This window comes from Tabrizicola oligotrophica (assembly GCF_011008935.1).
Lineage (GTDB): Bacteria > Pseudomonadota > Alphaproteobacteria > Rhodobacterales > Rhodobacteraceae > Tabrizicola_A > Tabrizicola_A oligotrophica.
In genome coordinates this window covers 75,420-99,886 of the sequence record NZ_JAAIVJ010000009.1, presented here as the reverse complement: position 1 = coordinate 99,886, position 24,467 = coordinate 75,420, and the positions used below count along the sequence as shown (strand labels likewise).

24 protein-coding genes and 1 tRNA gene are annotated in these 24,467 nt (G+C 68.9%); 9 read left to right on the top strand and 16 right to left on the bottom strand.

Annotated elements, in window-relative coordinates:
* Window positions 1-9: 9 nt before the first annotated feature.
* Window positions 10-1,494: a pyridoxal phosphate-dependent decarboxylase family protein gene (locus G4Z14_RS14580; protein WP_164626981.1), complete on the top strand. Its 1,485-nt coding sequence runs from the start codon at window positions 10-12 to the stop codon at window positions 1,492-1,494.
* Between the two features lie 142 nt (window positions 1,495-1,636).
* On the opposite strand, the gene ubiV is transcribed toward G4Z14_RS14580, so the two are convergent.
* Genes ubiV through ubiT form a run of 3 tightly spaced genes read right to left on the bottom strand, consistent with a single transcriptional unit; the run spans window position 1,637 to window position 4,096 of the window.
* A complete protein-coding gene (ubiV, locus tag G4Z14_RS14575; RefSeq protein ID WP_164626979.1) occupies window positions 1,637-2,521 on the bottom strand; it encodes a ubiquinone anaerobic biosynthesis protein UbiV in 885 nt (294 codons plus the stop codon).
* Window positions 2,522-2,525: 4 nt separating this feature from the next.
* On the bottom strand, window positions 2,526-3,518 hold the full coding sequence (ubiU, locus tag G4Z14_RS14570) for a ubiquinone anaerobic biosynthesis protein UbiU (RefSeq protein ID WP_164627094.1): 993 nt from the start codon (window positions 3,516-3,518) through the stop codon (window positions 2,526-2,528).
* Window positions 3,518-4,096: a ubiquinone anaerobic biosynthesis accessory factor UbiT gene (ubiT, locus tag G4Z14_RS14565; RefSeq protein WP_227751760.1), complete on the bottom strand. Its 579-nt coding sequence runs from the start codon at window positions 4,094-4,096 to the stop codon at window positions 3,518-3,520. The genes ubiU and ubiT overlap by 1 nt, the downstream gene beginning before the upstream one ends.
* 59 nt (window positions 4,097-4,155) lie before the next feature.
* On the opposite strand from ubiT, the gene G4Z14_RS14560 reads away from it, so the two are divergent.
* From G4Z14_RS14560 to ric, 3 genes are all read left to right on the top strand, one after another.
* Window positions 4,156-5,637 (top strand): UbiD family decarboxylase, encoded by a 1,482-nt coding sequence (locus G4Z14_RS14560; protein WP_164626977.1) that lies wholly within the window; start codon window positions 4,156-4,158, stop codon window positions 5,635-5,637.
* Window positions 5,638-5,830: 193 nt separating this feature from the next.
* Window positions 5,831-6,400, top strand: a complete 570-nt coding sequence (locus G4Z14_RS14555) for a UbiX family flavin prenyltransferase (protein WP_164627093.1) — start codon at window positions 5,831-5,833, stop codon at window positions 6,398-6,400.
* A gap of 1 nt (window position 6,401) precedes the next feature.
* Entirely contained in the window at window positions 6,402-7,067 is a 666-nt protein-coding gene (gene ric, locus G4Z14_RS14550; protein ID WP_164626975.1) for an iron-sulfur cluster repair di-iron protein, read from the top strand.
* Window positions 7,068-7,236: 169 nt separating this feature from the next.
* Here the strand turns inward: ric and G4Z14_RS14545 are convergent.
* The 3 genes from G4Z14_RS14545 to G4Z14_RS14535 form a co-directional block, all read right to left on the bottom strand.
* Window positions 7,237-7,313 (bottom strand) — tRNA-Met (locus tag G4Z14_RS14545).
* Between the two features lie 205 nt (window positions 7,314-7,518).
* Window positions 7,519-9,519 carry a hydantoinase/oxoprolinase N-terminal domain-containing protein gene (locus tag G4Z14_RS14540; RefSeq protein ID WP_164626973.1) on the bottom strand — a complete coding sequence of 667 codons (2,001 nt, stop codon included), beginning with the start codon at window positions 9,517-9,519 and terminating at the stop codon, window positions 7,519-7,521.
* A gap of 162 nt (window positions 9,520-9,681) precedes the next feature.
* A complete protein-coding gene (locus tag G4Z14_RS14535) occupies window positions 9,682-10,824 on the bottom strand; it encodes an MFS transporter (RefSeq protein ID WP_164626971.1) in 1,143 nt (380 codons plus the stop codon).
* Window positions 10,825-11,010: 186 nt separating this feature from the next.
* Between G4Z14_RS14535 and G4Z14_RS14530 the strand changes: the two genes are divergently transcribed.
* A complete protein-coding gene (locus tag G4Z14_RS14530; RefSeq protein ID WP_164626970.1) occupies window positions 11,011-11,601 on the top strand; it encodes a 50S ribosomal protein L25/general stress protein Ctc in 591 nt (196 codons plus the stop codon).
* Window positions 11,602-11,662: 61 nt separating this feature from the next.
* Here G4Z14_RS14530 and G4Z14_RS14525 read toward each other — a convergent pair whose 3' ends face one another.
* Both G4Z14_RS14525 and G4Z14_RS14520 read right to left on the bottom strand, forming a co-directional pair.
* The gene (locus tag G4Z14_RS14525) at window positions 11,663-12,379 is read right to left on the bottom strand and encodes a hypothetical protein (protein ID WP_164626968.1); all 717 of its coding nucleotides are present in this window, start codon (window positions 12,377-12,379) and stop codon (window positions 11,663-11,665) included.
* On the bottom strand, window positions 12,376-13,395 hold the full coding sequence (locus tag G4Z14_RS14520; RefSeq protein WP_164626967.1) for a glycosyltransferase family 2 protein: 1,020 nt from the start codon (window positions 13,393-13,395) through the stop codon (window positions 12,376-12,378). The genes G4Z14_RS14525 and G4Z14_RS14520 overlap by 4 nt, the downstream gene beginning before the upstream one ends.
* Window positions 13,396-13,507: 112 nt before the next feature.
* Between G4Z14_RS14520 and pth the strand changes: the two genes are divergently transcribed.
* The 3 genes from pth (at window position 13,508) to G4Z14_RS14505 (ending at window position 15,937) form a co-directional block, all read left to right on the top strand.
* Window positions 13,508-14,221 carry an aminoacyl-tRNA hydrolase gene (gene pth / locus G4Z14_RS14515; RefSeq protein ID WP_164626965.1) on the top strand — a complete coding sequence of 238 codons (714 nt, stop codon included), beginning with the start codon at window positions 13,508-13,510 and terminating at the stop codon, window positions 14,219-14,221.
* A 92-nt stretch (window positions 14,222-14,313) separates the two neighbouring features.
* On the top strand, window positions 14,314-15,477 hold the full coding sequence (locus G4Z14_RS14510) for a serine hydrolase domain-containing protein (protein WP_164626963.1): 1,164 nt from the start codon (window positions 14,314-14,316) through the stop codon (window positions 15,475-15,477).
* A gap of 118 nt (window positions 15,478-15,595) precedes the next feature.
* Window positions 15,596-15,937, top strand: a complete 342-nt coding sequence (locus G4Z14_RS14505) for a hypothetical protein (RefSeq protein ID WP_164626962.1) — start codon at window positions 15,596-15,598, stop codon at window positions 15,935-15,937.
* A gap of 18 nt (window positions 15,938-15,955) precedes the next feature.
* Here G4Z14_RS14505 and G4Z14_RS14500 read toward each other — a convergent pair whose 3' ends face one another.
* The 7 genes from G4Z14_RS14500 to rpoN form a co-directional block, all read right to left on the bottom strand.
* Window positions 15,956-16,435, bottom strand: coding sequence for a low molecular weight protein-tyrosine-phosphatase (locus G4Z14_RS14500; RefSeq protein WP_164626960.1), 480 nt, complete (start codon window positions 16,433-16,435; stop codon window positions 15,956-15,958).
* Window positions 16,432-17,109 carry a pyridoxamine 5'-phosphate oxidase family protein gene (locus G4Z14_RS14495; RefSeq protein ID WP_164626958.1) on the bottom strand — a complete coding sequence of 226 codons (678 nt, stop codon included), beginning with the start codon at window positions 17,107-17,109 and terminating at the stop codon, window positions 16,432-16,434. Before G4Z14_RS14495 ends, G4Z14_RS14500 begins: the two co-directional genes overlap by 4 nt.
* 129 nt (window positions 17,110-17,238) lie before the next feature.
* Complete coding sequence (locus tag G4Z14_RS14490; RefSeq protein WP_164626956.1) at window positions 17,239-17,859, bottom strand: hypothetical protein; 621 nt, start codon at window positions 17,857-17,859, stop codon at window positions 17,239-17,241.
* Between the two features lie 257 nt (window positions 17,860-18,116).
* Window positions 18,117-18,617, bottom strand: coding sequence for a copper chaperone PCu(A)C (locus G4Z14_RS14485; protein ID WP_164626954.1), 501 nt, complete (start codon window positions 18,615-18,617; stop codon window positions 18,117-18,119).
* 39 nt (window positions 18,618-18,656) lie between these two features.
* Window positions 18,657-19,004, bottom strand: coding sequence for a DUF2946 family protein (locus G4Z14_RS14480; RefSeq protein ID WP_164626952.1), 348 nt, complete (start codon window positions 19,002-19,004; stop codon window positions 18,657-18,659).
* 125 nt (window positions 19,005-19,129) lie between these two features.
* Window positions 19,130-19,417: a 50S ribosomal protein L28 gene (rpmB, locus tag G4Z14_RS14475; RefSeq protein WP_164626950.1), complete on the bottom strand. Its 288-nt coding sequence runs from the start codon at window positions 19,415-19,417 to the stop codon at window positions 19,130-19,132.
* Between the two features lie 145 nt (window positions 19,418-19,562).
* Complete coding sequence (gene rpoN, locus G4Z14_RS14470) at window positions 19,563-20,933, bottom strand: RNA polymerase factor sigma-54 (RefSeq protein WP_164626948.1); 1,371 nt, start codon at window positions 20,931-20,933, stop codon at window positions 19,563-19,565.
* Between the two features lie 122 nt (window positions 20,934-21,055).
* Between rpoN and selD the strand changes: the two genes are divergently transcribed.
* A complete protein-coding gene (gene selD / locus G4Z14_RS14465; protein WP_164626946.1) occupies window positions 21,056-23,236 on the top strand; it encodes a selenide, water dikinase SelD in 2,181 nt (726 codons plus the stop codon).
* Between the two features lie 120 nt (window positions 23,237-23,356).
* Here selD and mnmH read toward each other — a convergent pair whose 3' ends face one another.
* Complete coding sequence (gene mnmH / locus G4Z14_RS14460; RefSeq protein WP_164626944.1) at window positions 23,357-24,406, bottom strand: tRNA 2-selenouridine(34) synthase MnmH; 1,050 nt, start codon at window positions 24,404-24,406, stop codon at window positions 23,357-23,359.
* Between the last annotated feature and the right edge of the window lie 61 nt (window positions 24,407-24,467).

Here is a 24,467-nt window from a genome sequence, read left to right as displayed (position 1 = left end):
GAGGCGATCATGGAGGCGACGGACCGGACCGGCGAGCGCGACTCGCTGGACCCGCCCGGCTGGGCCGAATTCCGCACGGTGGCCCATGCGGCGGTAGACGATGCGATTGCCCGGATCTCGGGTCTGCGGGACGGTCCGGTCTGGCAGCCGATGCCCAATGCGGCCCGCGCGCGGTTTCGCCAACCGCTGCCGGTTGCGCCGCAGCCCTTGGCCGAGGTCTATGCCGAAGTGGCAGAGGGTGTCTTGCCTCATGCCATGGGCAATGTGCATCCGCGGTTCTTCAGCTGGTACATGGGGGCGGGCGACCTGACCGGGGCGCTGGGTGATTTCCTCGCTGCGGTCGATGGCTCCAACCTCGGCGGCGGGGATACGGCGGCGACGGCGGTGGACCGGCAGGTGACGGGCTGGATCTGCCAGATGATGGGCTTTCCCGAAGGCGCCAGCGCCGCGCTGGTGTCGGGCGGCTCGATGGCCAACATCATCGGCCTGACGGCGGCGCGCAACGCCATGGCGGGGGTGGACCTGCGGCATGAGGGGCTTGACGCCCTGCCGCAACCCCTGGCCTTCTACGCCTCGGATCAGGTGCACAGCTGCCACAAGAAGGCGATGAACCTGCTGGGCCTTGGCCTGAACGCCCTGCGCCGGGTGCCGACTGACGCCGATTTCCGCATGGACCTTGCCGCTCTGGAAGGGCTGATCGCGGACGACCTTGCCCGGGGCATCCGCCCGGCCTGCGTGATCGCCACGGCGGGCACCACCAACACCGGCTCGGTCGACGATCTGAATGCGGTGGCCGACCTGTGCCGGCGCCATGGCATCTGGCTGCATGTCGACGGCTGCATCGGGGCGCTTCTGGCCATCGCCCCGCGCAGCGCCGGCCTTGTCGCTGGGATGGAGCGGGCGGATTCGCTGGCGATGGACTTGCACAAATGGTTGCACGCCCCCTTCGATGTCGGTTGCGTGGTGATCCGCGACCGGCGGCTGCACCGCGAGACCTTTGCCGAGGAGGCCGAGTATCTGGAACAGGCCGAACGCGGTCTGGCCGCGACCGAGTTCCTGCACCATTACACGCTGGAAACCACCCGCAGCTTTCGCGCGCTGAAGCTGTGGATGATGCTGAAGCATCACGGCGTGGCGCGGTTCGGCGCCCTGATCGACCGCAACGTGGCGCAGGCCCGCCATCTGGCCGACCGCATCAAGGCCGATCCGCGGCTGGAGCTGCTGGCCCCGGTGGCCACCAGCATCGTCTGTTTCCGCTACAATCCCGGCGAGATGGACGAACCCGCACTGGACCGGCTGAACCACGAGATCCTGTTCCAGCTGCAGGAAACCGGCATCGCAGCGCCCTCGGGCACCACACTGCGCGGCCGGTTCTGCCTGCGGGTTGCGCTGTGCAACCACCGCACGCAACTGGCCGACCTTGACCTGCTGCTGGACGAGGTCTGCAAGCGGGGCGATCTGGAAAGCCGGACTGCCGCGCCCCGCTCGGCCTGAAGCATCATGACCGGCAGGTGTTCAGGCGCCGGTCATTCCGGCTCCCGCCTGCCCGGCAAGACAGCCATCGCAGCCTGTCGCGCCCGGCCTCAAACCCGGCCAGCCCCGCGCCGCGCCCCGGCTGACTGCGCCCGGCAGGCGTTCAGCCGCCGGTCATGGCCGCGCCCGCCTGCCCGGCAAGGAAGCCGTCGCAAAAGGTCGCGCCCGGCATCAGCCCGGCCAGGTCCGCGCCGAGGTCCGTCTGGCCCTGCAAGGCGGCGGCATAGGCCCGCACTACGCCGGCGAAATCCCCGACATGCGGCGACAGGCGCAGGGCAGAAACCCCGGCGGCGCGCAGCTCGGCGATCTGGTGGGCGACCGTCGTCACTGCCCGGCCCAGCGTCTGCACGCCGTTCACCGTCAGGAAGGCCCGCCCGTCCAGCGTATCGACATCGCGCCCGTCGGGATCATCGGCGCAGACGAACTGGCAGCTGTCCTTGGCCCGGTCATGCAGCCGCGCGTGATAGCAGCGCGCCGAAATGGCCAGGGGCGCGCGACCATGACCCCAGACCTCGACCGCGACCCCTGCCGCCCGTCCCGCCTCGGCCAGCCGGGCGACCGAGGCCAGCGGCAGTTCCGGCGGCAGGCAGATCCGGGTGGCGCCACGGCGGGCCAGCCATTCCAGCGTGCCCTCGTTGTAGACGTTCACCACCGGCCCCACCCAGAAGGCCGCACCGTCCGGCAGATGGCGCAGCACGCTCAGGTCGTTGATCTCGACCGGCAGGCCCATTTCGGCCAGTTCGGCGGTCTGGCGCCGCTCGCGCGGCAGGGTGATGAGGGTGAGCGAGCTGATCACCACCTCCTTGCCCGCCGCCCTCAGGGTGTCGACGGCATGGGGGATTTCATCCTGCCAGAACGGCAGGCGTTTCGAGCAGACCCATTCGCCCAGCGCGACGCGGGCCACCGGCGTTTGCGCCAGCGCCGCATAAAACGCGCGCACCGCCGCGGCGGACCAGAAAAAGGCATTGGCGCCAACCGTCAGGTCCATCGGTCTATCTCCAGGTCTTGGCATAGGAGCCCGTCGTGGCCGCTTGCCCTTCGGTCAGGCTGGCCAGCAGGCTTTCAGGCATCGGCGCGCCGGCTTCGGCCGCCTCGACCGCCGCGCGGAAGGCACGGACCACCTGCGCGACATAGGCCCGCGACCGCTGCCGCCCTTCGATCTTCAGCGCCCGCACGCCGGCGCGTTGCAGGGCCGGGATTAGCTGTGTCGCATCAAGGCTGACCGGGTCTTCGAAGATATGTCCGGTCTGCACCGCCCCCTTGCCATCGGCCGAGGTGAAACAGCCCTTGCACAGCGTCGGATAGGGCACCGAGGCCCCCTTGGCCGTGCGGTGGATCAGCCAGTCGGCCAGCCGCGCCTCGCTTTGGCCTTGCACGTCGGAATAGCTGACATGGCTGGCGGGCGAACAGACGCCGTTCATGTTGGGCGACAGCCCCGTCGCCCAGGAGGACAGCGAACAGCGCCCCTCGGCCATGACGCACAACCCGCCAAAGACAAAGACTTCGGTCTCGACATCGACCTCGCGGTTGATGGCGGCGATTTCGGCCACTGTCAGGACACGCGGCAGCACGACGCGGCGGACGCCAAAGGCCGTGGCGTAAAGGTTGATCGCATCGGGATTGGCGGCGGCGGCCTGCACCGACAGGTGCAGCCGCAAACCGGGGTGACGCTCGGCGGCAAAGGCCAGCAGGCCGGGGTCGGCGAGGATCACCGCATCCGCCCCGGCGCGGGCCGCATCCGCGACCGCGCGATGCCACAGCGCCTGATCGCCGGCGCGCGGAAAGGTGTTGATCGCCACCAGCACCTTGGCGCCGCGCGCATGGGCAAAGGCCACGGCCTCGGCCATCTCCTGCCGCGAGAAGTTCAGGCCGGGGAAGTTGCGGGCGTTGGTTTCATCGGCAAAACCGCAATAGACGGCATGGGCGCCGGCCTCGACGGCGGCGCGCAGGGCGGCGGGAGTGCCGGCGGGGCAGACCAGTTCCATCATGCCAGCCCCTCCTGCCGCGACAGCGCCAGCCCGGTGCGGCGCGCGACAAGGGCAAGCGCCGGTTGCAGCACCGGCGCGGCGCGGCCCGAAAGCGCCAGCAGTTCCTCGCTCAGGTCCAGTTCGGCATCGTCCAGCGCATTGCGCAAGGCCAGCACCGCGGCGGTATCGCCCGAAATCGCCAGCGCACCGGAAAAGAACAGCGCGTCGCCATCCACCCCGCCATGCAGCATCGCCAGAAACGCCGCCAGCTTGCCGCGGATCACCGCATCGGCCGTGGGCAGTGTGGCGCGGCGATGGGCGCTGACCCGCTGCCGCGCCGGCTCGAACAACAGCGGAAACGGGGCGTCGGTGACATCCAGCAGGATCCGCGCCGTGGCATGCGGTCCAAGGCGGCGCAGAATCGCCGGGTGCCGGGCGACAATCCCGCGCATCAGCCGCGAGAGGGCAAGGTTCAGGGGCAGGAGCGGCGGCAGAAGGGGGAGGGGAACCTGGGGGAGCATGATCTCGGGCGGTGCTGCGGGGATGGTGCCGCAGCGATAGGGCCGGGCCGGGGCGCGAACCTTGACAATCGTCAAGTCCCGCCCCGCGCGGCCAAGATATGGGAGGGTTCTGTTCCCCCAGCCGCCCAGGACCGATGCGCGACCTGCCTCCCTTTCCCGACCTGCGCGCCTTTCTCGACCATCTGTCGGGGCAGGGCGATCTGGCAGCCATTGCCGCCCCGGTGGAGACCCGGCACGAAATGACCGCCGTGCTGCTGCAGGCGCTGCAGGCTCGCGGCCCGGCGCTGCGCTTTGACGCGGCGACGGTGGCGGGACAGCCGGCGGGCATGCCGGTGGTGGGAAATCTTTTCGGCACAAGGGCAAGAGTTGCGGCGGGTCTTGGCGTGGCGCCGGATCGGGTGGGCGATCTTGGCGCCTTTCTGGCCGCCCTGCGCGCGCCCGCCCCGGTTGCCGGCATGCGCGACGCGCTGTCGCGCTGGCCCATGCTGCGCGCCGCGCTCAGCACCCGCGCCCGGCTGCAGAAGCGCCCGCCGGTGCAGGCCGAGCGGCTGCGCGACCTGACCGAAATCCCGGTTCAGCTGCCCTGGCCGGGCGATGCCGGGCCGCTCATCACCTGGCCCGTGGTCATCACGCGGCCCTTCGGCGGGCAGGCCGATGACCTGCAGGACTACAACCTTGGCGTCTACCGCGCGCAGGTGATCGGGCCGGACCGGCTGATCCTGCGCTGGCTGGCCCATCGCGGCGGCGCGGCGCATCACCGCAGCTGGATGCGGGCGCAGGAACCGATGCCGGTCGCCGTGGCGTTGGGCTGCGACCCGGCGCTCTTGCTGTCGGCCGCGCTGCCGCTGCCGGAAACCGTGTCGGAGCTGACCTTCTCGGGCGTGCTGCGCGGCGCGCGGGCCGAGATCGCCCCGGCTGCGACAGTGCCGCTGATGGTGCCCGCACGGGCCGAGATCGTGATCGAGGGCTGGGTCCACCCCGGCGACACCGCCCCCGAAGGCCCGTTTGGCGACCATACCGGCTATTACAACGCCGCCGAACCCTTTCCGGTGCTGCAGGTCAGTGCCATAACCTGCCGGCCCGATCCGCTTTACCTGACCACTGTGACCGGCCGCCCGCCGGATGAACCCTCCGTCATCGGCGAGGTGTTCAACGATCTGGCGCTGCCCGTCATCCGCGCCCAGATCCCTGAAGTGCAGGATCTCTGGCTGCCGCCCGCCGCCTGTTCCTATCGCATGGCGGTGGTGAAGATCGCCAAGCGCTATCCCGGGCAGGCCCGGCGGGTGATGATGGCGCTTTGGGGCATGCTGCCGCAGTTCAGCTATACCAAGATGATCGTCGTGGTCGATGACGACATTGATCCGCGCAACTGGGACGACGTGCTTTGGGCGCTGTCGACCCGGATGGACCCGGCGCGCGACCTGATGGTGATCGACGGCACGCCGATGGATTACCTTGATTTCTCCAGCCCGCGCGAGGGGCTTGCCGGCAAGCTCGGGCTGGATGCCACCACCAAGATCGGCTCGGAGACGACGCGCGACTGGGGCCGGGTGATGACGCTTGACCCGGGGCATGCCGCGCGGGCGGCCGAGCTGCTCGCGGGGGTGCTGCGATGACCGGGCGGGTGGTGCCTGAGGGGCGGGGATGCCTCCGCCTTGGCGTCGGATCGCGCTCGGGCGCCGGAGTTGCCAGCGGAGCGGCCAGGATGAGCCGGCGGGTGATCGTGGGCGGCTCCGGGGCTGCGGGTTTGGCCTTGGCGCTGGATTACGCCGGGGCGGCGAGGTTGCTGGTGGAGGTGCCGAGATGAGCCTGCGGGTGGTGCTGGGCGTCTCGGGCGCCTCGGGGGCGGCCCTGGCGCTGGATTGCGCGCGGGTCTTGCGCAGCTTGGCGGCAGAGGTGGATCTGGTGATCTCGCCCATGGCCGAGCGCACGCTGGCCGAGGAAATCGGCCCCGACGCCAAGGCCCGGCTCTGCAGCCTTGCAACCCGCATTCACGATGTCCGCAACCTCGGGGCGTCCATCGCCTCGGGCTCCAGCCCCGTCGCCGGCATGATCGTCGCGCCCTGTTCGATGCGCAGCCTTGCGGCCATCGCGCATGGGCTGGACGACAGCCTGCTGACCCGCGCGGCCAGCGTGCAGCTGAAAGAGCGTCGCCCGCTGGTGCTGCTGGCGCGCGAAGCCCCGCTGACGCTGGCACATCTGCGCAACATGACCGCCGCGACCGAGATGGGGGCGGTGATCCTGCCCCCGGTTCCGGCCTTTTACCTGCGCCCCGATAGCCTTGCCGCCGTGACTGCCCAGATCGCCGCCCGGGCAGTCGATCTGCTGCGGCTGGCCGCACCCGCCGCCACCCCCTGGACCCCTGATGAAAGTGCATGACATGACTGGATGGACCCTGACCCCCGACACCACCGTAGGCGAGATTGCCGAAAGGCTGCCCGGCTCGACCGAAGTCTTCCGCCGCGCGGGCATCGGCTTTTGCTGTGGCGGCGGGGAATCGCTGGCCACCGCCTGCGCCCATCAGGCGCGCGACCTTGGCGCGGTGATGACCGAGCTTCAGACGCTGCTGGCCCGCGCGGCGCACCAGCCGCCCGCCGAAACCGACGCGCTGATCGACCATATCCTGATCCGCTTTCACGACATCCACCGCGAGGAGCTGGACTGGCTGATCCCGCTGGCGCAAAAGGTGGAAACCGTGCATGGCGACCATGACGAGGCCCCCCTTGGCCTGACCGAGGCGCTGGTGGCGCTGGCCTCGGGGCTGGACAGCCACATGCAGAAGGAAGAACAGGTGCTGTTCCCGATGATGCGGGCCGGGGGCCATCCGATGATCGCCCATCCGATCGCCGCGATGCGCAGCGAGCATGACGAGGTGGATCAGCTTCTGGGCAATGTGCGCCGCATCACCCGCGACCTGACCCTGCCCGAAGGCGCCTGCCGCAGCTGGACCGCGCTTTACACCGGGCTCGACAAGTTCGCCACCGATCTTGCCGCGCATGTCGCGCTGGAAGACAATGTGCTGTTTGCCCGGTTTCAGCCGGCCTGACGCCGCGCGCGGCGTTTGATCCGACTACAGGACAAGGCGCGGAGGAGGGCATCGCCCTGTTTCGCGTCTGCCCTGCACAAACGACCCGTCCGGTTGCCACTCATCCGCGACTTCTGAAGCCGCGAGTGCCGGCTTGTGTCAGTGGTCCGCAATGTCTCTTGGGGGGATTTGGTGGCGGGGGGGAGACTTGAACTCCCGACCCCGTGATTATGAGTCACGTGCTCTAACCAACTGAGCTACCCAGCCACTGGCGCGGGGGATAAGACGAGGCGCGGGGGGCGTCAAGAGGAAAAAGGCAAGGCCGGCGCGGATTTGCGAAGCCGGCCCATGCCCGGGGGTTGGCCGCAGGCAACCAGCGCTGCAGACCTGCCGCGACCCCGGAGTTTTGCAAAACTCCGAACCGGAAAATTGCAATTTTCCGGTTCGATTTCTGGCAAGAAATCGGCCCGTGTCAGTGGGCGACGCGGGGGCGGCCTGCGGCGGTGACCGAGACCGAGGCCTCGACGAACATCTTGCGGCCTTCGATGTCGACCTCGCGCAGGTCGCGCGTCGCAGTCAGGCGCAGATCTTCGGCGCCGGCGCTACGGGCGCGGGTCTCGGCCTCGATCCGCAGCGCGGCCTCCAGCGCATCCAGCGCGGCGGTGGCGCTGGCGAAATTCTCAAGGCCGCCCGGCAGATGGGCGACAAAGCGGCCTTCGGCGGGCGAGGTGACAATGGCGGTCACCTTCTGGCTGACCTGTCCCACCACCGCGCCGATGGCATTGGCGACCCCGGCATGTTCCGGCAGGATCATCTCGCAGCCCAGAACCGCGCCCACCGCGCCGTAATAGGAGGGGGCCGAGGCGCCGAGCCCGATCACCGGCACGCCGAGGCGGGCGTTGAGTTCCACGATGCCGCGATGGCCCCGCAGCCCGGCTTTCACCAGCGGATGCCGGGCCAGGGCGTCGCTGTCCTGACCTTCGAAGGCGGTGTCCTCGTCAAAGGCGGCTTCCAGCAGGCAGTCCACGGTCTGCGCCGTGAGCTGGTCGATGATCGCCTGTGCCAGCACCTCCGGCCCCTTGGCAAAGCGCTCGCCCGCGCCATTGCGGCGGCGCGCGAGCAGCGTCAGCGCCTTGACGGCGGCGGGTTTGTTCCAGCTGTCCAGCCGGTCGAGCGCATGGCTGGCATCCGACGGCGTCACGCCCGAAAGCATGACCAGCCCGCGGGCGACAAGGCGTTCCAGCGCCGCGACCTCGATGCGGCTGGTCAGCGCTGCGGCCAGCGGCATGGGCCGGGTGATGCGGGCCAGCACGGCGGCCTCGCGGGCATTCAGCCCGCCGGCATTGCCCCCCATCGGCACCACGAAACGGCCATCGAACTCGCCCGCCGTCTCGGTCGACAGCGCCCGGTCCAGCGCGGCATGCACCATCTCGCCCTCGGTCTCCGCCAGCAGCGACACCGGCATCAGCCGGCGCGGACCAAGGCGCAGCCCGCCCTGCAGCCCTTCGGTCTTCAGATGCACCTCGCTGTCGCCACCCAGCCCGGTGGTGCGCATCGCCACTGCCTCGACCATGGTGCGGAAGCCGCCGACGCGGGCGCCGGCCGGGTCGATCTCGGGCAGGCCGTCCTTCAGCAGCGCCACATCGGTCGTCGTGCCGCCGATGTCGGAGACCAGCGCATCCGCCGCGCCGGTCAGCCAGCGCGCGCCGACGATCGAGGCGGCGGGGCCGGAGAGAATCGTCTCGATCGGCCGCTCGCGCACCATGGCCGCCGAGATCAGCGCGCCGTCGCCGCGCACCACCATCAGGGGCGCGTCGATGCCGACGGCAAGCAGGTGGCGCTCGCAGGCCGCGACCAGCCGGTCGATCATGCCGATCAGCCGGGCGTTCAGCACGGCGGTCAGCGCCCGCTTCGGGCCGTTCAGGTTGGCGGACAGCTCGTGCGAGCAGGTCACGGGCCGGCCGGTGACGCGGCGGATCACCTCGCGCGCGGCGACCTCATGGGCGGGGTTGCGGGTGGCAAAGCGGGCGGCGACGGCAAAGCCCATGACGCTGTCGGCCAGTTCGACCAGCTGCGCCTCCAGCCCGGCGGCATCAAAGGCGGCGGCTTCGGTCCCGGCATGGCTGTGACCACCGTCCAGAAGGATCACCGGATCGCCCTTCAGCGCCTCGGTCAGCCCGCCGCGTTCCAGATCGCCGCCGTCAAAGCCGATGAAGACCAGCGCCACGCGCCCGCCCTGACCTTCGACCAGCGCATTGGTGGCCAGCGTGGTGGACAGCGAGACCAGCGAGACATCGCGTGCCGCCACCTGCGCCCCCGCCAGCGCGGCGTCCACCGCCCGGCCGATCCCCAGCGCCAGATCCTCGCGCGTGGTCAAGGACTTGGCCTTGCCGATCACCCGGTCGGCGGCCTCGTCCACGATCACGGCATCCGTATAGGTGCCGCCGGTGTCAACGCCGAGAAAATAGGCCATGGGTTCAAACTCCTGTCGCGCGCGGGGCCGGGATAGCCTGTGGCGGGCGAAAGATCACCCCCGCGCGCGACATTTTCTGTCGTTCGCCCGACCCCGTTCCTCCTCGTGCGCCTGCGGCTTCTCGTCGAGACCGCCGAGGAGCGACAGCGTCGACGACGAGGCTCAGCCGCGGCGCACCAAGAGGCGGGCAAGCAGCGGCACAAGGATCAGCGCGGCGGCGGCGAAGACGAAGGCAAAGCGCAGGCCAAGGGTTCCGGCGACAAAGCCAAAGCCCGGCGGGCCGATGAAATAGCCGAAATAGCCCAGAAGCGTGGCGCGGGCCACCGCGCGGGCGCGGGCCTCGGGCGCGGCGCGGGCACCGACCAGCGAAAAGGTCGTCGGCGCGATCACTGACGAGCCGATGCCCATGATGACGAAGCCGGCATAGGCCATGGCGGGCGACACCGCGCCGCCGACACAGAGCGCCCCGGTGGCCGAAATCGCCGCCCCGGCGGTCAGCAGCCGGATCGGATTGATCCGGCCCGCCACGCCCTGACCGACCAGCCGGGCGATTCCCATGGTCAGCGCCAGCGTCGCCGGCCCCAGCGCCCCATGCGAGGGCGAGCCGCCAAGGGTCTGCTCGATATGCAGCGCCGACCAGTTCTCGGCGGCGTTTTCGGTCAGGAAGGCGATGAATACCATCGCCCCGCCGAACATCGGCACCAGCCCGAGGCCCGCGCTCGTGCCCTTGGGCGGGCGGGCGAGGCCGTCGATGCGGCCGTCCTCTTCCAGCGTCAGCAGGCACAGGAGCGCGGCCAGCACAGCCATGCTGCCCAGCACCCAGCCGGGCGACCATTCCGCCTGCCGCAACACTCCGGTCAGCAGCGAGCCGCCGGCATAGCCGAAGGAATAGGCGGCATGGCACAGGTTCATCAGATGCAGCCCGCGCTGGCTTTCCATCGCCGCCACGCGGGCGTTCATCAGCACATCGGTCAGCCCGGTGCCGAATCCGGCTGCCATCATGGCGATGGGAAACATCCAGATTTCCGCCGCCTGTCCCGGCAGGGCGAAACCGAAGCACATCAGCGCCGCTGCGACCGGCAGGGCCACCCGGCCAAAGGCCACGCCTGCCGCAGGTGCGATCAACATGGCCGAAACGGCGGCCACCGGGGTCAGGAACATCAGGAGGCCCATCTGCGCCTCGTCCACCCCGAGCATGGCTTTGAGGTCGGGCAGGGCGGCGGCGAAGGTGCCCCACAGGATGCCCATTGCGGCAAAGGCCGCCACCGCGGGGCGTGAAATCGACAGGAGGGCAAGGAAGGACATGGAAATCTCGGACCGATCAGACGCCACTGCTAGCCTTGGCGCACGGCCGCGGCTATCTTCCCGCCGACACGGGCTTTGTCGCTCCCGGGCGAAATTCCTGCTTTCCCTTTGACCGATTCCCCGCTATAGGCCCCCGGTCGCGCCATGCACCCTTGGAGGATGGCGGACTTATTTAGGAGAAGAACCATGGCTCGTGAAGCACAAGATTTCAGCGCCGCGGTACGGACGGGGACAGGCAAGGGGGCCGCTCGTCAAGCTCGTCGTGAGGGCAACGTACCCGGTATCGTTTATGGCGACGGCAAGGAGCCGGTCGCTCTGAACATCAACTACAACTACCTCTTGAAGCGCCTGAAGCAGGGCCGGTTCCTGCAGTCGCTGTTCAACCTCAAGGTTGAAGGCCAGCCCGACGTGCATGTGATCTGCCGCGGCGTGCAGCGCGATGTGGTCAAGGACCTGCCGACCCACGTCGATTTCATGCGCATCCATGACGAATCGAAGATCGAACTCTTCATCCACGTCGACTTCATCAACCACGAGGCCTCGCCGGGCCTGAAGCGCGGCGGCACCCTGACTGTCGTGCGTCACGAAGTGGAACTGGAAGTCACCGCCGGTGACATTCCGGACCACATCACCGTGGACCTGACCGGCAAGCAGATCGGCGATGTGATCCACATCAACGAAATCGAACTGCCCGCCGGCGCCAAGCCGACCGTGGCACGCAATTTCGCCGTGGCGAACATTGCCGCCCCCTCGGGTCTGGCCGCTTCGGCCGAGTAATCACTCGCCTTCGGGCGAAAAAGGGCGCGGCAGGGCAACCTGCCGCGCCTTTGTATTGCGATCATGCCTTGCGCCGCACACCGCCCGCCGATCCCGCGATGCGGATCAGCCGTCGCCGGTCGCCGGCAAGGGCAGCCTCCATCAGCCCCGCCAGCACGCCACGCGCCTTCAGATGCGGCACGAGGTCGGAATGGCCTTGGCCGGCAAACAGGAAATGATCGGTCCCGGGTTGCAGCGCAAAGGCCATCGCCTCGGCCCCGTCATCGACCAGCCCGTGAAAGACGCAGGCCCAGCCCTGACCCGGCCCGGGCAGGGGGGCGACGGGGTAGGGGGTCGCAGAAATCCGCCCCGTCCAGCCCGACCAGCGGTCCGGCCCCCGGCCCAGAACCCGGCGCTGCGGACCGAAGGCGAGCGTCACTTCGACCGGCAGCACCTGCATCGCGGCCAGCGCGGCAAAGCCGCCCATCGACAGGCCGAGGCAGGCAATGCGCGCGACAGGGGCCATGGCCCGCACGGCGCCGACGGCGGCCAGAAGGGCGGGGGCAAAGCCGGGGTCGCTCGCCCAGCCACGGCCCGCGTCCTGCACAAAGAGCGCGCGGCGGGGATAGGCCGTCGTGCCGCGCCCGGTCGCGGTGGCGACAAACTCGGGCGAGGGCGGCCGGCTCGGGTCATGGCCGATCGAGGCAAAAGCGATCACCAGATCGCCCCCTGTCCCGTCCAGAAACTCCACCGTGAAGGGGGCGCGGTCCCAAAGCCGCCGGAAACCCGGCGCGCTCACGCCCCGGCCTGCCCGGCGGCCTCGGCTGCGGCCAGAAAGGCATGCCAGCGCGGATCCTCCTCGACCCGGCGGTCGTGCTTCTCGGCGATCAGCCGCAGATGGTCGGCGCAGCACAGCGCATGCAGCCGCGCGACGCCGGGCAGCGCCATGGTGCTTGCCTGCACCTCGGCGAAGGCCTCGGCATGGCGGAAGGCGGAACTGTCGGTTTCCGGGTCGGCATTGGCGCGGCGCCGGTAGGTGTCGGTATAGCGCAGCGACAGCGTGACCGGCGCCTGCGTGCCCGCTTTCAAGGAATAGCTTTCCTCCGAGCGCAGCATGTAATGGTTCATCTGCGCCCCCTCATGCGTGGCCAGCGCCTCGGGCAGGTGGCGCATGTAGCGCCCGTCGGGGTTCCAGTCGGGCACCTCCTGCCCCTTGGCGTTGACCATCTGCATGCCCGGATCTTCGGGGTTGCGCTGAAAGCGCGCCAGATCCCAGCCGCGCGGCCCGTGTTCACCAAGCGCCTGAAACCAGCGCGGCTGGCGGTGCAACACCTTGATATGGCGCGACAAGGCCCGCTCCAGCGGCAGGCCGAAGGCGAATTGCTGATGCACGGGGCGGTCCTCGAACCGCTTGACGCCGCCGGTGCCGAACACCCGCCAGTTGAAGGCCATGGCGGCAAAGGGGGCATCTTCCGGCTGGGTGCCGATCAGCGCGTCGATCTTGCCCGTGCCCTTGTGGATCACCAGAAACTCGTCGACGTCGCAGACCAGCAGCCAGTCCGCCCGCCGGACGGCCTTGTGTTCGGCGGCGGCGGCCAGCTTGCGATGGGTGATCCGCTTGCCCGGCTCCACATTGCAGCGGATGTGATGCACCAGCTTCGCCGCCTCCAGCGCGTCCAGAAGGTCGGGCGAGCGGTCGGTGCAGTTGTTGGTCACGACGACCACATCGCTGAAGCCCAGCATGCGATACCAGCTGACCCATTCGACGATGAAGGGCCCCTCGTTCCGCATCGAGGCGACAACCGTGATCCGCAAGCGCTGCTCCGTTTTTCCCATAGCTGGCCCGCGCCTCGGGGCAAGTCAAGCCACGCAAGGCTTGCCATGCGCGGGCGGTCATGAGATTGCGGGGCCGGCAAGGGAGATGGGCATGCGGCTTTTCGTGGGGCTTGGAAATCCGGGCGCGAAATATGCGGGCAACCGCCACAACATCGGTTTCATGGCGCTGGACCGCATCGCCGCCGACCATGGCTTTGGCCCGTGGCGGAAGGCGCATCACGGGCTGGCGGCCGAGGGGCGGCTGGGGCTGGAAAAGGTCGTGCTTCTGAAACCCGAGACCTTCATGAACCTGTCGGGCCAGTCGGTGCAATCGGCAGTGTCCTTTTACAAGCTCGCGCTCAACGAGGTGACGGTGTTTCATGACGAGCTGGACCTTGCCCCCGGCAAGGCCCGCGTCAAGACCGGGGGCGGCCATGCCGGGCACAATGGCCTGCGTTCGATCCATCAGCATCTGGGCGAGGCTTACAACCGCGTGCGGCTGGGCATCGGACATCCCGGCCACAAGGACGCCGTGGCCGCCTATGTGCTGCATGATTTCGCCAAGGCGGATCAGGACTGGCTGGATGATTTGTTGCGCGGCATTTCCGACGGGGCGGCGGCTCTGGCGGCGGGCGATAGCGCAAGGTTCCTGAACGCGGTGGCGCTGCGCATGGCGCCGGCACGCAATTCCGGCGCGGGTGGCGAGGCGGCGTCCGCGCAACCCGATGACAAACCCGGCGCGATGGCCCCCGAAAAAGCCACGGCGCCGGCCAAGCCGCACAGCCCCTTCGACGCCTTGCGCGGGCTTTTGCGCAAGGGAGACTGAGACAGGGACCTGACGCGGCGTCCCCGCAATTTCCGCCTTGCCACCATCGGCCGGCCGTGGTCGCCTGACGGCACCGCAACCGGAGATCGCCCATGCCCCGCCTCCTGCGCCGCGCCCTGCAGGTCATCGCCGTCCTTCTTGTGCTTGCCACCGCCGCGGCAGTCTGGAAGCGCGAGGAGATCACCCGGCTGATGGCGGTCAACAGCCTGTTTGACGCCGAAACCATCGTGCAGAATTTCAGCCACATGGACCAGCTGTTCCTGACCCGCCCGCTGTCGCGCGGCGCGGGGCCGGTGTCGCCCTTGCCCCCCGGTCCGCCCGCCGAGCTGTCGGCGGAGGCCGCGCAGTGGGTCAAGGACCGCGCGATCACTGGTCTTGTGCTGCTGAAGAACGGCCAACTGGTGCATGAAAGCTATTACCTTGGCACCGGGGCCGAGGACCTGCGGATTTCCTGGTCGATGGCGAAAAGCTTTCTGGTCAGCCTGTTCGGCATCCTGAATGCCGAAGGCGCCTTTGCCAGCCTGGACGATCCGGTGGTGCGCTATGCCCCCGGCCTGACCGGCTCGGCCTATGACGGCGCGACGATCCGCGATGTGTTGACCATGTCCTCGGGCGTGGCCTTCAACGAGGACTATCTGGACTTTAATAGCGATATCAACAAGATGGGTCGGGTTCTGGCTTTGGGCGGCTCGATGGATGCCTTTGCAGCCGGGCTGGTGGCGCGCGACGCTGACCCCGGCGCGCGGTTCCATTATGTCTCGATTGACACCCATGTCTTGGGCATGGTCATGCGGGGCGCGACCGGCAAGGACATTCCCGAACTTCTGGAAAGCCGTCTCCTCGCGCCACTGGGGCTGGAAGCCGCGCCTTACTACCTGACCGATGGCGAGGGCGTGGCCTTAGTGCTGGGCGGGCTCAACCTGCGCACCCGCGACTATGCCCGCTTCGGCCAGATGGTGCTGCAGGGCGGCAAATGGCAGGGCGCGCAGGTGGTGCCGGAGCCTTGGGTCATCGCCATGACCAGCCGGCAGGCGAGCGACGGCTCGGACTACGGGTTCCAGTGGTGGATCCCCGAAAACGCCAGTCCGGGCGAGGTGATGGCGCAGGGGATTTACGGCCAGTATATCTATATCAACCCCGGTCTGGGGGTGGTGATCGCGGTCAATGCCGCCGACCGGAATTTCGAAGCGCCGGGGGTGGTCGCGGGCAATCTCGCCATGCTGCGGGCAATGGCGGCAGGGCTGGCCGGCCCGTGACGCTGCGGTGAGCGGCAAAGCCCCATTGAAAACCCGGGGCCTTGCGGTCATAGTATTGCGCAGAATACGATCCGCAGGCCCGCCTCACGGGATCATGTGGACAGACAGAGGCCGAGACATGACCAAATCCCATTTCCTTGCCGCCGGACTGGCCGCAGGGCTGGCCCTTGTGGCCGGCGCCGCCGTTGCCGGTCCCATCGAGCGCGCCTGCAACAAATCCGACCGCGAGGCGGCGACGCGCTCGCTGTGCGCCTGCATCGAGCAGGCCGCCAACATGACCTTGTCGACCAGCGACCAGCGCCGGGCGGTCAGCTTCTTCAAGGACCCCGAAAAGGCCCACAAGGTCTGGATGTCGAAAAGCCGGGGCGATGATGCGTTCTGGGAGCGTTACAAGGCTTTCGGTGCGCAGGCCGAGGCGCTGTGTGGCGCCGGTGAAAGCGCAAGCGCCAGCCAAGGCTGAAAGTCGCGCGCGGGCGGGTCATGACCCCGCCGGCTTGCCGCTCTGCAAGGCGGCGATCAGCCCGTCACTGGCCGCCTCCAGCATGTCCAGAACCCCGTCGAAATCGCCGGAATACCAGGGGTCCGGCACCTCATCGCCGTGCTGTGGCGCATAGCCGAGGACCAGCTGCGGCGTGGCGCCGTCCTTGGGCTGCAGGGCGCGCGCCTCGGCGAGATTGCGGCGGTCCATCACCAGAACATGGTCAAAGGCGGTGAAATCCGCCAAGGTGAGTTGCCGGGCGCGCAGCCCGTTCAGGTCATAGCCGCGCCGCAGTGCGGCCTTGACCGCAGGCGGATGCGGCGGTTCGCCCGCATGCCAGCCGCCCGTGCCGCAACTGTCCACCTCGACCGCCAGCCCGGCCTTTGCCGCCCGCGCCCGGAACACGCCTTCGGCGGTGGGCGAGCGGCAGATGTTGCCAAGGCAGACGAACAGCACACGGGGTTTGTGCGGAGATGTCATTCGGGCTTTTCCCCGAAGCGATAGCGCGCGGCGTGGGCAGGAAGCGCGGTGCCGGGCGGCAGGTCGGGCGCCGGGATCGGCACGCCCATTTGGAACGCGATCGGCAGAAGCCCGGCCCAGACCGGCCAGCCCTTGTCCGCCTCCGCATCGGTTTCGCCGGGTGCGGCGGCGGAAATCTTGGCGGAAGCCTCGGTCAGCGGCAGCGACAAAAGGCCCGTGGCCTTGACCTCGGTCTCGGTCATCGGACGCAATTGCGGCCAGCGACCGGGGAACAGCCGCTCCACCATGGCCTGCAGGTGCGCGGCCTTGGCGACGGGGTCAGTGACCCACTCCGCCTGCCCGAACACCATGACCGAGCGCGAATTGACCGAATGTTCGAAGGCCGAGCGCGCCAGCACCATGGCATCGCTCAGCGTGACGGTGACGCAGACCGGGCAGCCCTTGCCCGCCTTCATCGACCGCGAGGCGGCCGATCCGTGCCAGTAGATCCGGTCGCCCTCGCGCCATTGCAGGGTGGGAATGACCACCGGCGCGCCGTCCATCACATAGCCGACATGGGCCAGCGGCATGGCGTCAAGGATGGCGTGGATGGTGTCCCGGTCATAGGCGGCCTTGTCATGCAGGCGGCGCAGACGGGTGCGGTCGGTCGGGGCTTTGGCGCGGGAACGGGTCATGCGCCAGACCCTAGAACGTGTCAGGTTCTCTTTGAAGCGGGTCGTGGCGAAAATCGCGTTCGAGCCTATGCGAGAGGCCGCGCTTTTCGTTCCAACTCAAACCTGGCACGCTTTGGCGCAAAGGAAGGCTTACGTCGCGCCGTGGAGGGGAGCATCGGCACGGTCGCGCATCAAAAGGCTGGCGATCAGAAACGCCTGGGCCAGCAACAGGGCATAGGCGGCGAGGATGACCGCACAGGGCACGACAAAATTCAGTTGTGGCGCCGCCCCGAGAAAGACCGGCACGCCCCAGGATACGAGCGAAATGACGCCGCACCCGATCAGGGCTCCCTTCGTGCCAGCCGAGACGCCGGCCAGGAGCGGGCTGCCGATCTGCCCGCGGACGAAGGGCAGCACGAAGCGGTGAATGACAAGGCCGTTCGCGGTCAGAATGCTGACGATGGTCAGCTTGGCCCAGATCTTCGGGTTCATCAGCTTCTCGGGTTCGGCCACCTGATACAGCGCAAGAAACCCGAGGCCGGAGATCCAGAGCAGCAGGAGGCCGAGGGCGACGAAGCGACTGACCCATTCGATGTGGCCGACCAGTTCGGCGCTGACCCGCATGCGGCGGTAGCGCGACAGGATCAGGTCGAGAAAGACCGCGCCGCCAAGGCCAAGCACAAGGCCAAGAAAATGGACGAGCCGAAGGGTCGTGCGGATATAGGAAACCAGCGCCGGTGCCGACGCCAGAGTGTAGTCAAGAACGGCCATCTTCCAAATTCCCAAGTCTGGCGTGCCAATGCGGTCGCAACCCGGCATGGGTGCGTCCGCTTGCGATGGATGTGATGGCTGATCGGCGCGGTTTCGATCGAATCAGAAGCCGCCCGCCTTGCTGGCCCCGCTATAGTTTATGTTGAGTTTTTCAGTCAATAATTATGATCGCCCTATTGGCGGGTTCAGGGGGGCGGAAGGCCGGGGCAAAGGGGCAGGCCCAGCCCGCCCCCCAACCGTTCCCTTGTGTCTTCGGGTCAGTTGCTGACGTCGGTCTGGCCTTGCGGCATCTGGTGACCGGCATGGCCCATGCCGTCGGCCTTGCGGGCATTGTCGACCGGAGCCTCGACCACCACCTCGCCGGCGTGTTCGAAGATCAGCGTGAGGGTGATGATGTCGCCATCCTTCAGCTCGCGCGTCAGGCCCATCAGCATGATGTGGTCGCCGCCGCGTTGCAGGTTATGGCCGCCAAGGGCGGCGACCGGAAAGCCTTCGGGCACATGCAGCATCTGCATGACGCCGTTGCCGTCATCCTTGTGGGTGTGCAGCTCGACCTTTTCGGCGATGTCGGATTTCACGTCGACCAGCCGGTCGTCGACATCGGCATGGTTGCTGATTTCAAGAAACACCGCGCCCGAGGCGCCGATGCCGCCCATGGTGCGGGCATAGGGGTTGTCGATCTGCACGCCGTCATGGGCGAACACGGGAAGCGCGAAAAGGGTTGCCGCCGCAGCGAGCAGGGTCTGAAACCGGGTCATGGTTTGTCTTTCTGTCAGATTGGTCAAAAGGGTGAGGGATCAGACAGAACAAGGCGGCGGTCCGCGGGCATGGAAGGTGAGGGGGGTCGCGACATGCCGCGCGGTGTGCAGGGGGGCGTGCGCGACGGGCCGGGCGATCCGGTCCGGCGCGGCGAGGACCAGCGGCACGGTCAGGTCAAGGGCGGTCGCGGCACTCAGGCAGTCGGGGCAAAGATGCGGGGCCATCGGCACCGGGGCGCCGCTTGCGTCCATCATCACGGTGACCGCGCCGCCTTCGGAGCACAGCTCCATCGTGCCGCCCATCGGCGCCTGCCCGCGCGCCACGGCCATCGACACCGAGGCGACGGCCAGCACCAGAGACAGCAGAAGGGCGGCAAACATGCGCATGGCCCTGCCTTTAGTCGATCCGCGTGGCAGGGGAAAGGCGACAGTTCGTCCACCCCCAAGACCCGCCAAAGCGAAAAACCCCGCCTGACTAACAGGCGGGGCTTTCAAGGCATATGCCGGAAAGATCAGGCGGCAGCCTGAGCCTTGGCGATTTCTTTCTTGATCTTCAGCGCGTTGACCGAAAGCTCATCATCCTTGGCCTTGGCCAGGAAAGCGTCCAGCCCGCCACGGTGGTCAACGGTGCGCAGAGCAGCCGCCGAAACGCGCAGCTTGAACGACTGGCCGAGAACGTCCGAGATCAGGGTAACGTCGTTCAGGTTCGGGAGGAACCGGCGACGGGTCTTGTTGTTGGCGTGGCTGATGTTGTTGCCAGACATCGGGCCTTTGCCGGTCAGTTCGCAGACGCGCGACATTGTCGTGATCCTTCGTGTCAAAACAGGAGGGTCCGCCCGAACGGGGGGCAGAGACCGAATTCGATTTGGGGCGTGTAAGGGGATTCCGCTGCGGCGTCAAGCGATTCAGGCGCTCAATCGCACCGTGGCCGGCAGGATTCTCGCGCTAGACCTGACCATCCTTTGGCGTGCCGGTTTTTCGCCGCGCTTTCAGGGGCCTGAGGCGGCGGCGATGGGCGGCGGGAAAGCCTTCGGCTGCACGATACTGGGCAATGGTGCGGCGGGCAAGTCGCACGCCGGTTTCCGCCGCCAGCCGATCGGCGAGGGCGGCATCGGACAGCGGCGCGGCGCGCGGCTCGGTGGCAATCAGGCGGCCCAGCCGATGGCGCAGTGCCGCGACCGAGACGCCGTCGCTGGCCATGGCTTCCTGCCCGGCGTCCGCCGCGCCCCGGGCTGCGGAAAACATCTGCCGCAGCCACCAGACCCCGGTCGGCCCGTCGAGGCTCGCCCCTGCCACCACGCGGCTGATGGTGGAGACATGCAGCCCCAGCGCCTCGGCCAGATCGGCCATCACCATCGGGCGCAGCGCCCCCGGCCCCTGCGCCAGCGCCTCTGCCTGCCGCGTGACGATCTCGCGCCCGACCCTGAGCAGCGTGTCATTGCGCGCCTCGACCATATGCTGCAGCGCCTTGGCGGCCTGTAGCCCCGCCGGATTTGCGGCCCCGTCCTCGCCACCCGTTCCCGACACCTCGACGGTGGGCAAGGCCGAGCGGTTCAGCGCCACCTGCCAGCGCCCCCCTTGCAGCGGACGGGCGAGCAGATCGGGTTCGCGGGCCTCGGCCGGGTTTGCGGTTGAAAACCCGGCCCCCGGCTTGGGGTTCAGCGTGCGGATCAGGCGAAAGCGCTGCGCGATCCCCGCTTCGTCACAGCCGCACAACTGGGCAAGGCGCCGGGTGCCACCCGAGGCGAGAAGGTCGAGATGGTTCAGCAGCACCGCCATCTCGCGGTCAAGTTTGCCCAGATCCTCGACCTGCAGGGCAAGGCATTCGGCAAGGCTTCTGGCAAAAAGCCCCGGCGGGTCGATCTTTTGCAGCCGCTGCAGCACGGCCTCGACCTCGGTCGCCGGGTGATCCAGTTCGGCCGCAATCTCGGCCAGCGGGCGGCCAAGCCAGCCCGAGGGCTCCAGCGCCTCCAGCAGGGCAAGGGCGATCGCATGTTCCACGCGCGGCAAGGCCAGCGCCTGCACGGCCGCAACGACATGAGCAATCAGGCTGGGCTGGGCCGAGGCCGGCTCGCTTGCCGTGGTCTGGCCCGCCTTGCCAAAGGCCAGAACGCCCGACCAGCGCGGCAGCCAGTCGCCAATGGCGGCAGGCTCGGGGCCGACAAGCCGGACATGCGGATTTTCCGCTGCCTGTTCCTCCAGATAGCGGGTCAGCCCGGCGGTATCGCTGCGCAAAAGCCGGATCGAGGCGCTGAGGTTGGCGTTCAGCGCCAGCCTTTGTCGCTGGGCAATGATGATGCGCGGGCGCTGGCTCATGCGCGGCAGGCTAGCGCAGGCGGCAAGGCCGGGCAATCGGTCGCGGGCGGGGCCGCACGCTTCCCGGCTGTTCAATCCCCTCCCGCGCGGCTAGGAAGGGGCCGGTTGAAACAGGGGCGGCGATGCAGGCGTTGGGCTATCCGGCGGTGAAGGATCTGGTGCTGGTCGGAGGTGGCCACGCCCATGCGCTGGTGCTGTTGCGCTGGGCGATGCAGCCCATGCCCGGCGTGCGGCTCACGCTCATCAACCCCGGCGCCGCTGCGCCCTACACCGGCATGCTGCCCGGCCTGATCGCCGGCCATTATGCCCGTGACGAGATCATGATCGACCTGATGCGGCTCGGCCGGCAGGCCGGGGCGCGCCTGATCCTTGACCGCGCCACCGGCATCGACCGCGACCGGCGCCTTGTGCATCTGGCGGGTCGCCCGCCCGTGACCTATGACCTTATGTCGCTTGACATCGGCATCGGCTCGGACCTGCCCGACATTCCGGGTTATGGCGATCACGCGGTGGCCGCCAAGCCGCTGGGCCGCTATGCCGAGACCTGGGAGCGGTTCCTGTCCCGCGATCTGCCAAACCCCCGCCTCGTCATCATTGGCGGCGGTGTGGGGGGGGTGGAGCTGGCGCTGGCATCGCATCACCGGCTGGCGCGGCTTGGCCGCAGGCCCGCCATCACCATCATCGAACGCGAGGCCGAGGCGCTGCCCAACATCGGCCGCGCCGCCCGGGCGCGGCTGGTGCAGCATTGCGCCGAGGCGGGGGTACGCTTTGTCACCGGGGCCGAGGCCACGCAGATCCGCGCCGATGCGGTGCAACTGTCGACCGGAGAAACCCTGCCGTCGGATTTCACGCTGTCGGTCGCCGGCACCCGGCCGCAGGGCTGGCTTGCCGGGACCGGCCTTGCGCTGCATCAGGGCTTTGTCAGCGTCGGCCCGACGCTGCAAAGCTCGGACCCGCTGATCTTTGCGGCGGGCGACTGCGCCCACCTGTCGCACGCCCCGCGCCCCAAGGCCGGGGTCTTTGCGGTGCGCGAGGCGCCAGTCCTCATGCACAACCTGCGGGCGGCGCTGAGCGGAGGGCGGCTTAAGGCCTACCACCCGCAGCGCGACTATCTGAAACTGGTCTCCACCGGTGGCAAGGGGGCGGTCGCCGACAAGTTCGGCCTGCGTTCGGGCGGGGGCTGGCTCTGGCGGGTGAAGGACCGCATCGACCGCAAGTTCATGGCGATGTTCACCGCCGGCGGCCCCATGCTGCAACCGCTGCCCGCCGGCCCCCGTGTCGAAGGGCTGCTCGAGGCGATGGGAACCAAGCCGCTTTGCGGCGGCTGCGGCGCGAAGCTCGGGGCCGAGGGCCTGTCGGCGGCGCTGGCCGGCCTGCCGGCGCCGTCGCGGACCGATGTGCTGTCGGGGCGGGGCGACGATGCGGCGGTGCTGCGCGCCGGGCCGGGGGTGCAGGTCATCACCACCGACCACCTGCGCGCCCTGACCGAAGATCCGCGCCTGATGGCCCGCATCGCCGCCACGCACGCGCTGGGCGACATCTTCGCCATGGGCGCCCGCCCGCAGGCGGCACTGGCGCAGGTGATCCTGCCGCGCCTCAGCGAAACCCTTGGCGCGCGCACGCTGGCCGAAATCATGGACGAGGCGGCGCAGGTCTTTGCCGAAGCCGGGGCCGATATCGTTGGCGGCCATTCCTCGACCGGGGCCGAGCTGACCGTCGGCTTCACCGTTACGGGATTGGCTGACCGGGCGATTTCCAAGGCGGGGGCCGAGCCGGGCGATGTGCTGATCCTGACCAAGCCGCTTGGCACCGGCACGGTGCTGGCGGCGGAAATGGCCATGGCGCGGTTGCCGGGTCTGGTGCTGGGCGAAGCCGTGGCGGCCTGTCTTGCATCGATGGCTGAAAGCCTCGGCCCGGCGGCGGCGCTGCTCGCGCCTCAGGCCCATGCCATGACCGATGTCACCGGCTTTGGTCTTGCCGGACATCTGCTGGAGATCTGCGCGGCGTCGGGCTGCGGCGCCACGCTCCGGCTGGCCGACCTGCCGCTTTTGCCCGCCGCCGAGGCGCTTGCCGCCGCCGGCGAGGCCTCCAGCCTCGCCCCGGCGAACCGCGCCGCCTGCCTTGGCCGCATTTCCGGCCCGCTGACCACGCCCCGCGCCGCGCTCATCTTTGATCCGCAAACCTGCGGCGGGCTTCTCGCGGCGGTGCCGGCCAAGGCCGCGCCGGCGCTCCTCGCGGCCGTTCCCGCGGCCCGGGCCATTGGCGAGATCACCGCCGGCCCGGCCCGGATCACCTGCGCCTGACCGGCCTTTCAGACTGGCGCAAATATCCTCGGGGGGCGGGATTTGGCCCTGCCAAATCCCGTGGGGGGCAGACAGCCCCCCGCCTTGCGCCGCCCGCCCCCGGCGAGGCGGCCGGGCGGTCTAGCCCAGTGCGGCGATGGCAGCCGCCACGCGGGCGGCAGTGGCCGGCAGGCTCCCGGCCGTCAGCGGGCCGGCCTCGATCTCCTGAACCGGCACTTTCATACGGGCGCGGTGCTTGGCGTAGCGCGGGTCGTAGTGGCGCACCATCAGACCTTCGGCCAGCGCGGCAAAGGCCCCGGTCGCGGCCATTGCCTGCCATTCGGCAATGACTTCCTGCGCGTGCTGTGGCTTCAGCAGGTCGATCACCGCCGAAAGCCGGACGGCATCCTCCACCATGTCGGCATAGGCGCGGGTCAGATAGCGCGCGCGGTCCGCCGTCGTCGCAGTCAGGGCGACGCGCGGGGCGCGGGTCATCGCCTTCCAGATCTCGGGCGGCAGCCGGCAATTGCCGATCTTCGAGCTTTCGGCCTCCACCACCACCGGGCGCGTCGGGTCGAGCGCGGCGAGCGCCTGTGCCAACCGGCCCTCGAAGGCCTTCTGGCTGGGCTGGTCACCGCGCGCGCCAAAGAGCGAGCCGCGGTGGTTCGCCAGCCCTTCAAGGTCGATCACCTGCACGCCGTGAGCGGGAAGCAGGTTCAGGATCTCGGTCTTGGCCGATCCGGTGTTGCCGTCCAGCACGACCATCGGCGCGCGGACCGGGGTGTCATAGACCTCGCGCACCACCAGCCCGCGCCAGGCCTTGTAGCCGCCCTGCAGCGTCTCTGCCCGCCAGCCGATCTGCTGGAGAATGATCGCAAACGAGCCCGAGCGCTGGCCGCCGCGCCAGCAATAGACCAAGGGCCGCCAGCCGCCCGGCTTGTCGGCCAAGGGCCCGAGCAGATGATCGGCGACATTGCGCGACACCAGCGCCGCGCCGCGTTTCTTGGCGGTGAAGGGGTTCACCTGCTTGTAGAGCGTGCCGATCTCGGCCCGTTCGGCGTCGCTCAGCACTGGCAGCGAGATCGCGCCGGGCAGGTGGTCTTCGGCATATTCGGCGGGGGCGCGGGCGTCGATGATGGCATCGAAGCCGAGGGCGGCGAGGTCGGACAGCGAGGTGAGCGTGACGGGCATGTCCGCGGTTTAGCCGAAGTGGCGCGTGGCGGGAAGGGGAAAGCCTGCCGGCCTGCGGGCG

Excerpts from the sequence above, each read along its gene's own strand:
- pth (WP_164626965.1), top strand. The coding sequence starts at position 13,508 with ATGCGGCTTTTCGTGGGGCTTGGAAATCCGGGCGCGAAATATGCGGGC.
- G4Z14_RS14580 (WP_164626981.1), top strand. The coding sequence starts at position 10 with ATGGAGGCGACGGACCGGACCGGCGAGCGCGACTCGCTGGACCCGCCC.
- rpmB (WP_164626950.1), bottom strand. The coding sequence starts at position 19,417 with ATGTCGCGCGTCTGCGAACTGACCGGCAAAGGCCCGATGTCTGGCAAC.
- G4Z14_RS14540 (WP_164626973.1), bottom strand. The coding sequence starts at position 9,519 with ATGGCCTATTTTCTCGGCGTTGACACCGGCGGCACCTATACGGATGCC.
- selD (WP_164626946.1), top strand. The coding sequence starts at position 21,056 with ATGCAGGCGTTGGGCTATCCGGCGGTGAAGGATCTGGTGCTGGTCGGA.
- ubiU (WP_164627094.1), bottom strand. The coding sequence starts at position 3,518 with ATGGAACTGGTCTGCCCCGCCGGCACTCCCGCCGCCCTGCGCGCCGCC.
- G4Z14_RS14510 (WP_164626963.1), top strand. The coding sequence starts at position 14,314 with ATGCCCCGCCTCCTGCGCCGCGCCCTGCAGGTCATCGCCGTCCTTCTT.
- G4Z14_RS14530 (WP_164626970.1), top strand. The coding sequence starts at position 11,011 with ATGGCTCGTGAAGCACAAGATTTCAGCGCCGCGGTACGGACGGGGACA.
- G4Z14_RS14495 (WP_164626958.1), bottom strand. The coding sequence starts at position 17,109 with ATGACCCGTTCCCGCGCCAAAGCCCCGACCGACCGCACCCGTCTGCGC.
- G4Z14_RS14480 (WP_164626952.1), bottom strand. The coding sequence starts at position 19,004 with ATGCGCATGTTTGCCGCCCTTCTGCTGTCTCTGGTGCTGGCCGTCGCC.
- mnmH (WP_164626944.1), bottom strand. The coding sequence starts at position 24,406 with ATGCCCGTCACGCTCACCTCGCTGTCCGACCTCGCCGCCCTCGGCTTC.
- G4Z14_RS14500 (WP_164626960.1), bottom strand. The coding sequence starts at position 16,435 with ATGACATCTCCGCACAAACCCCGTGTGCTGTTCGTCTGCCTTGGCAAC.
- rpoN (WP_164626948.1), bottom strand. The coding sequence starts at position 20,933 with ATGAGCCAGCGCCCGCGCATCATCATTGCCCAGCGACAAAGGCTGGCG.
- G4Z14_RS14490 (WP_164626956.1), bottom strand. The coding sequence starts at position 17,859 with ATGGCCGTTCTTGACTACACTCTGGCGTCGGCACCGGCGCTGGTTTCC.
- G4Z14_RS14505 (WP_164626962.1), top strand. The coding sequence starts at position 15,596 with ATGACCAAATCCCATTTCCTTGCCGCCGGACTGGCCGCAGGGCTGGCC.
- ric (WP_164626975.1), top strand. The coding sequence starts at position 6,402 with ATGACTGGATGGACCCTGACCCCCGACACCACCGTAGGCGAGATTGCC.
- ubiV (WP_164626979.1), bottom strand. The coding sequence starts at position 2,521 with ATGGACCTGACGGTTGGCGCCAATGCCTTTTTCTGGTCCGCCGCGGCG.
- G4Z14_RS14535 (WP_164626971.1), bottom strand. The coding sequence starts at position 10,824 with ATGTCCTTCCTTGCCCTCCTGTCGATTTCACGCCCCGCGGTGGCGGCC.
- G4Z14_RS14560 (WP_164626977.1), top strand. The coding sequence starts at position 4,156 with ATGCGCGACCTGCCTCCCTTTCCCGACCTGCGCGCCTTTCTCGACCAT.
- G4Z14_RS14485 (WP_164626954.1), bottom strand. The coding sequence starts at position 18,617 with ATGACCCGGTTTCAGACCCTGCTCGCTGCGGCGGCAACCCTTTTCGCG.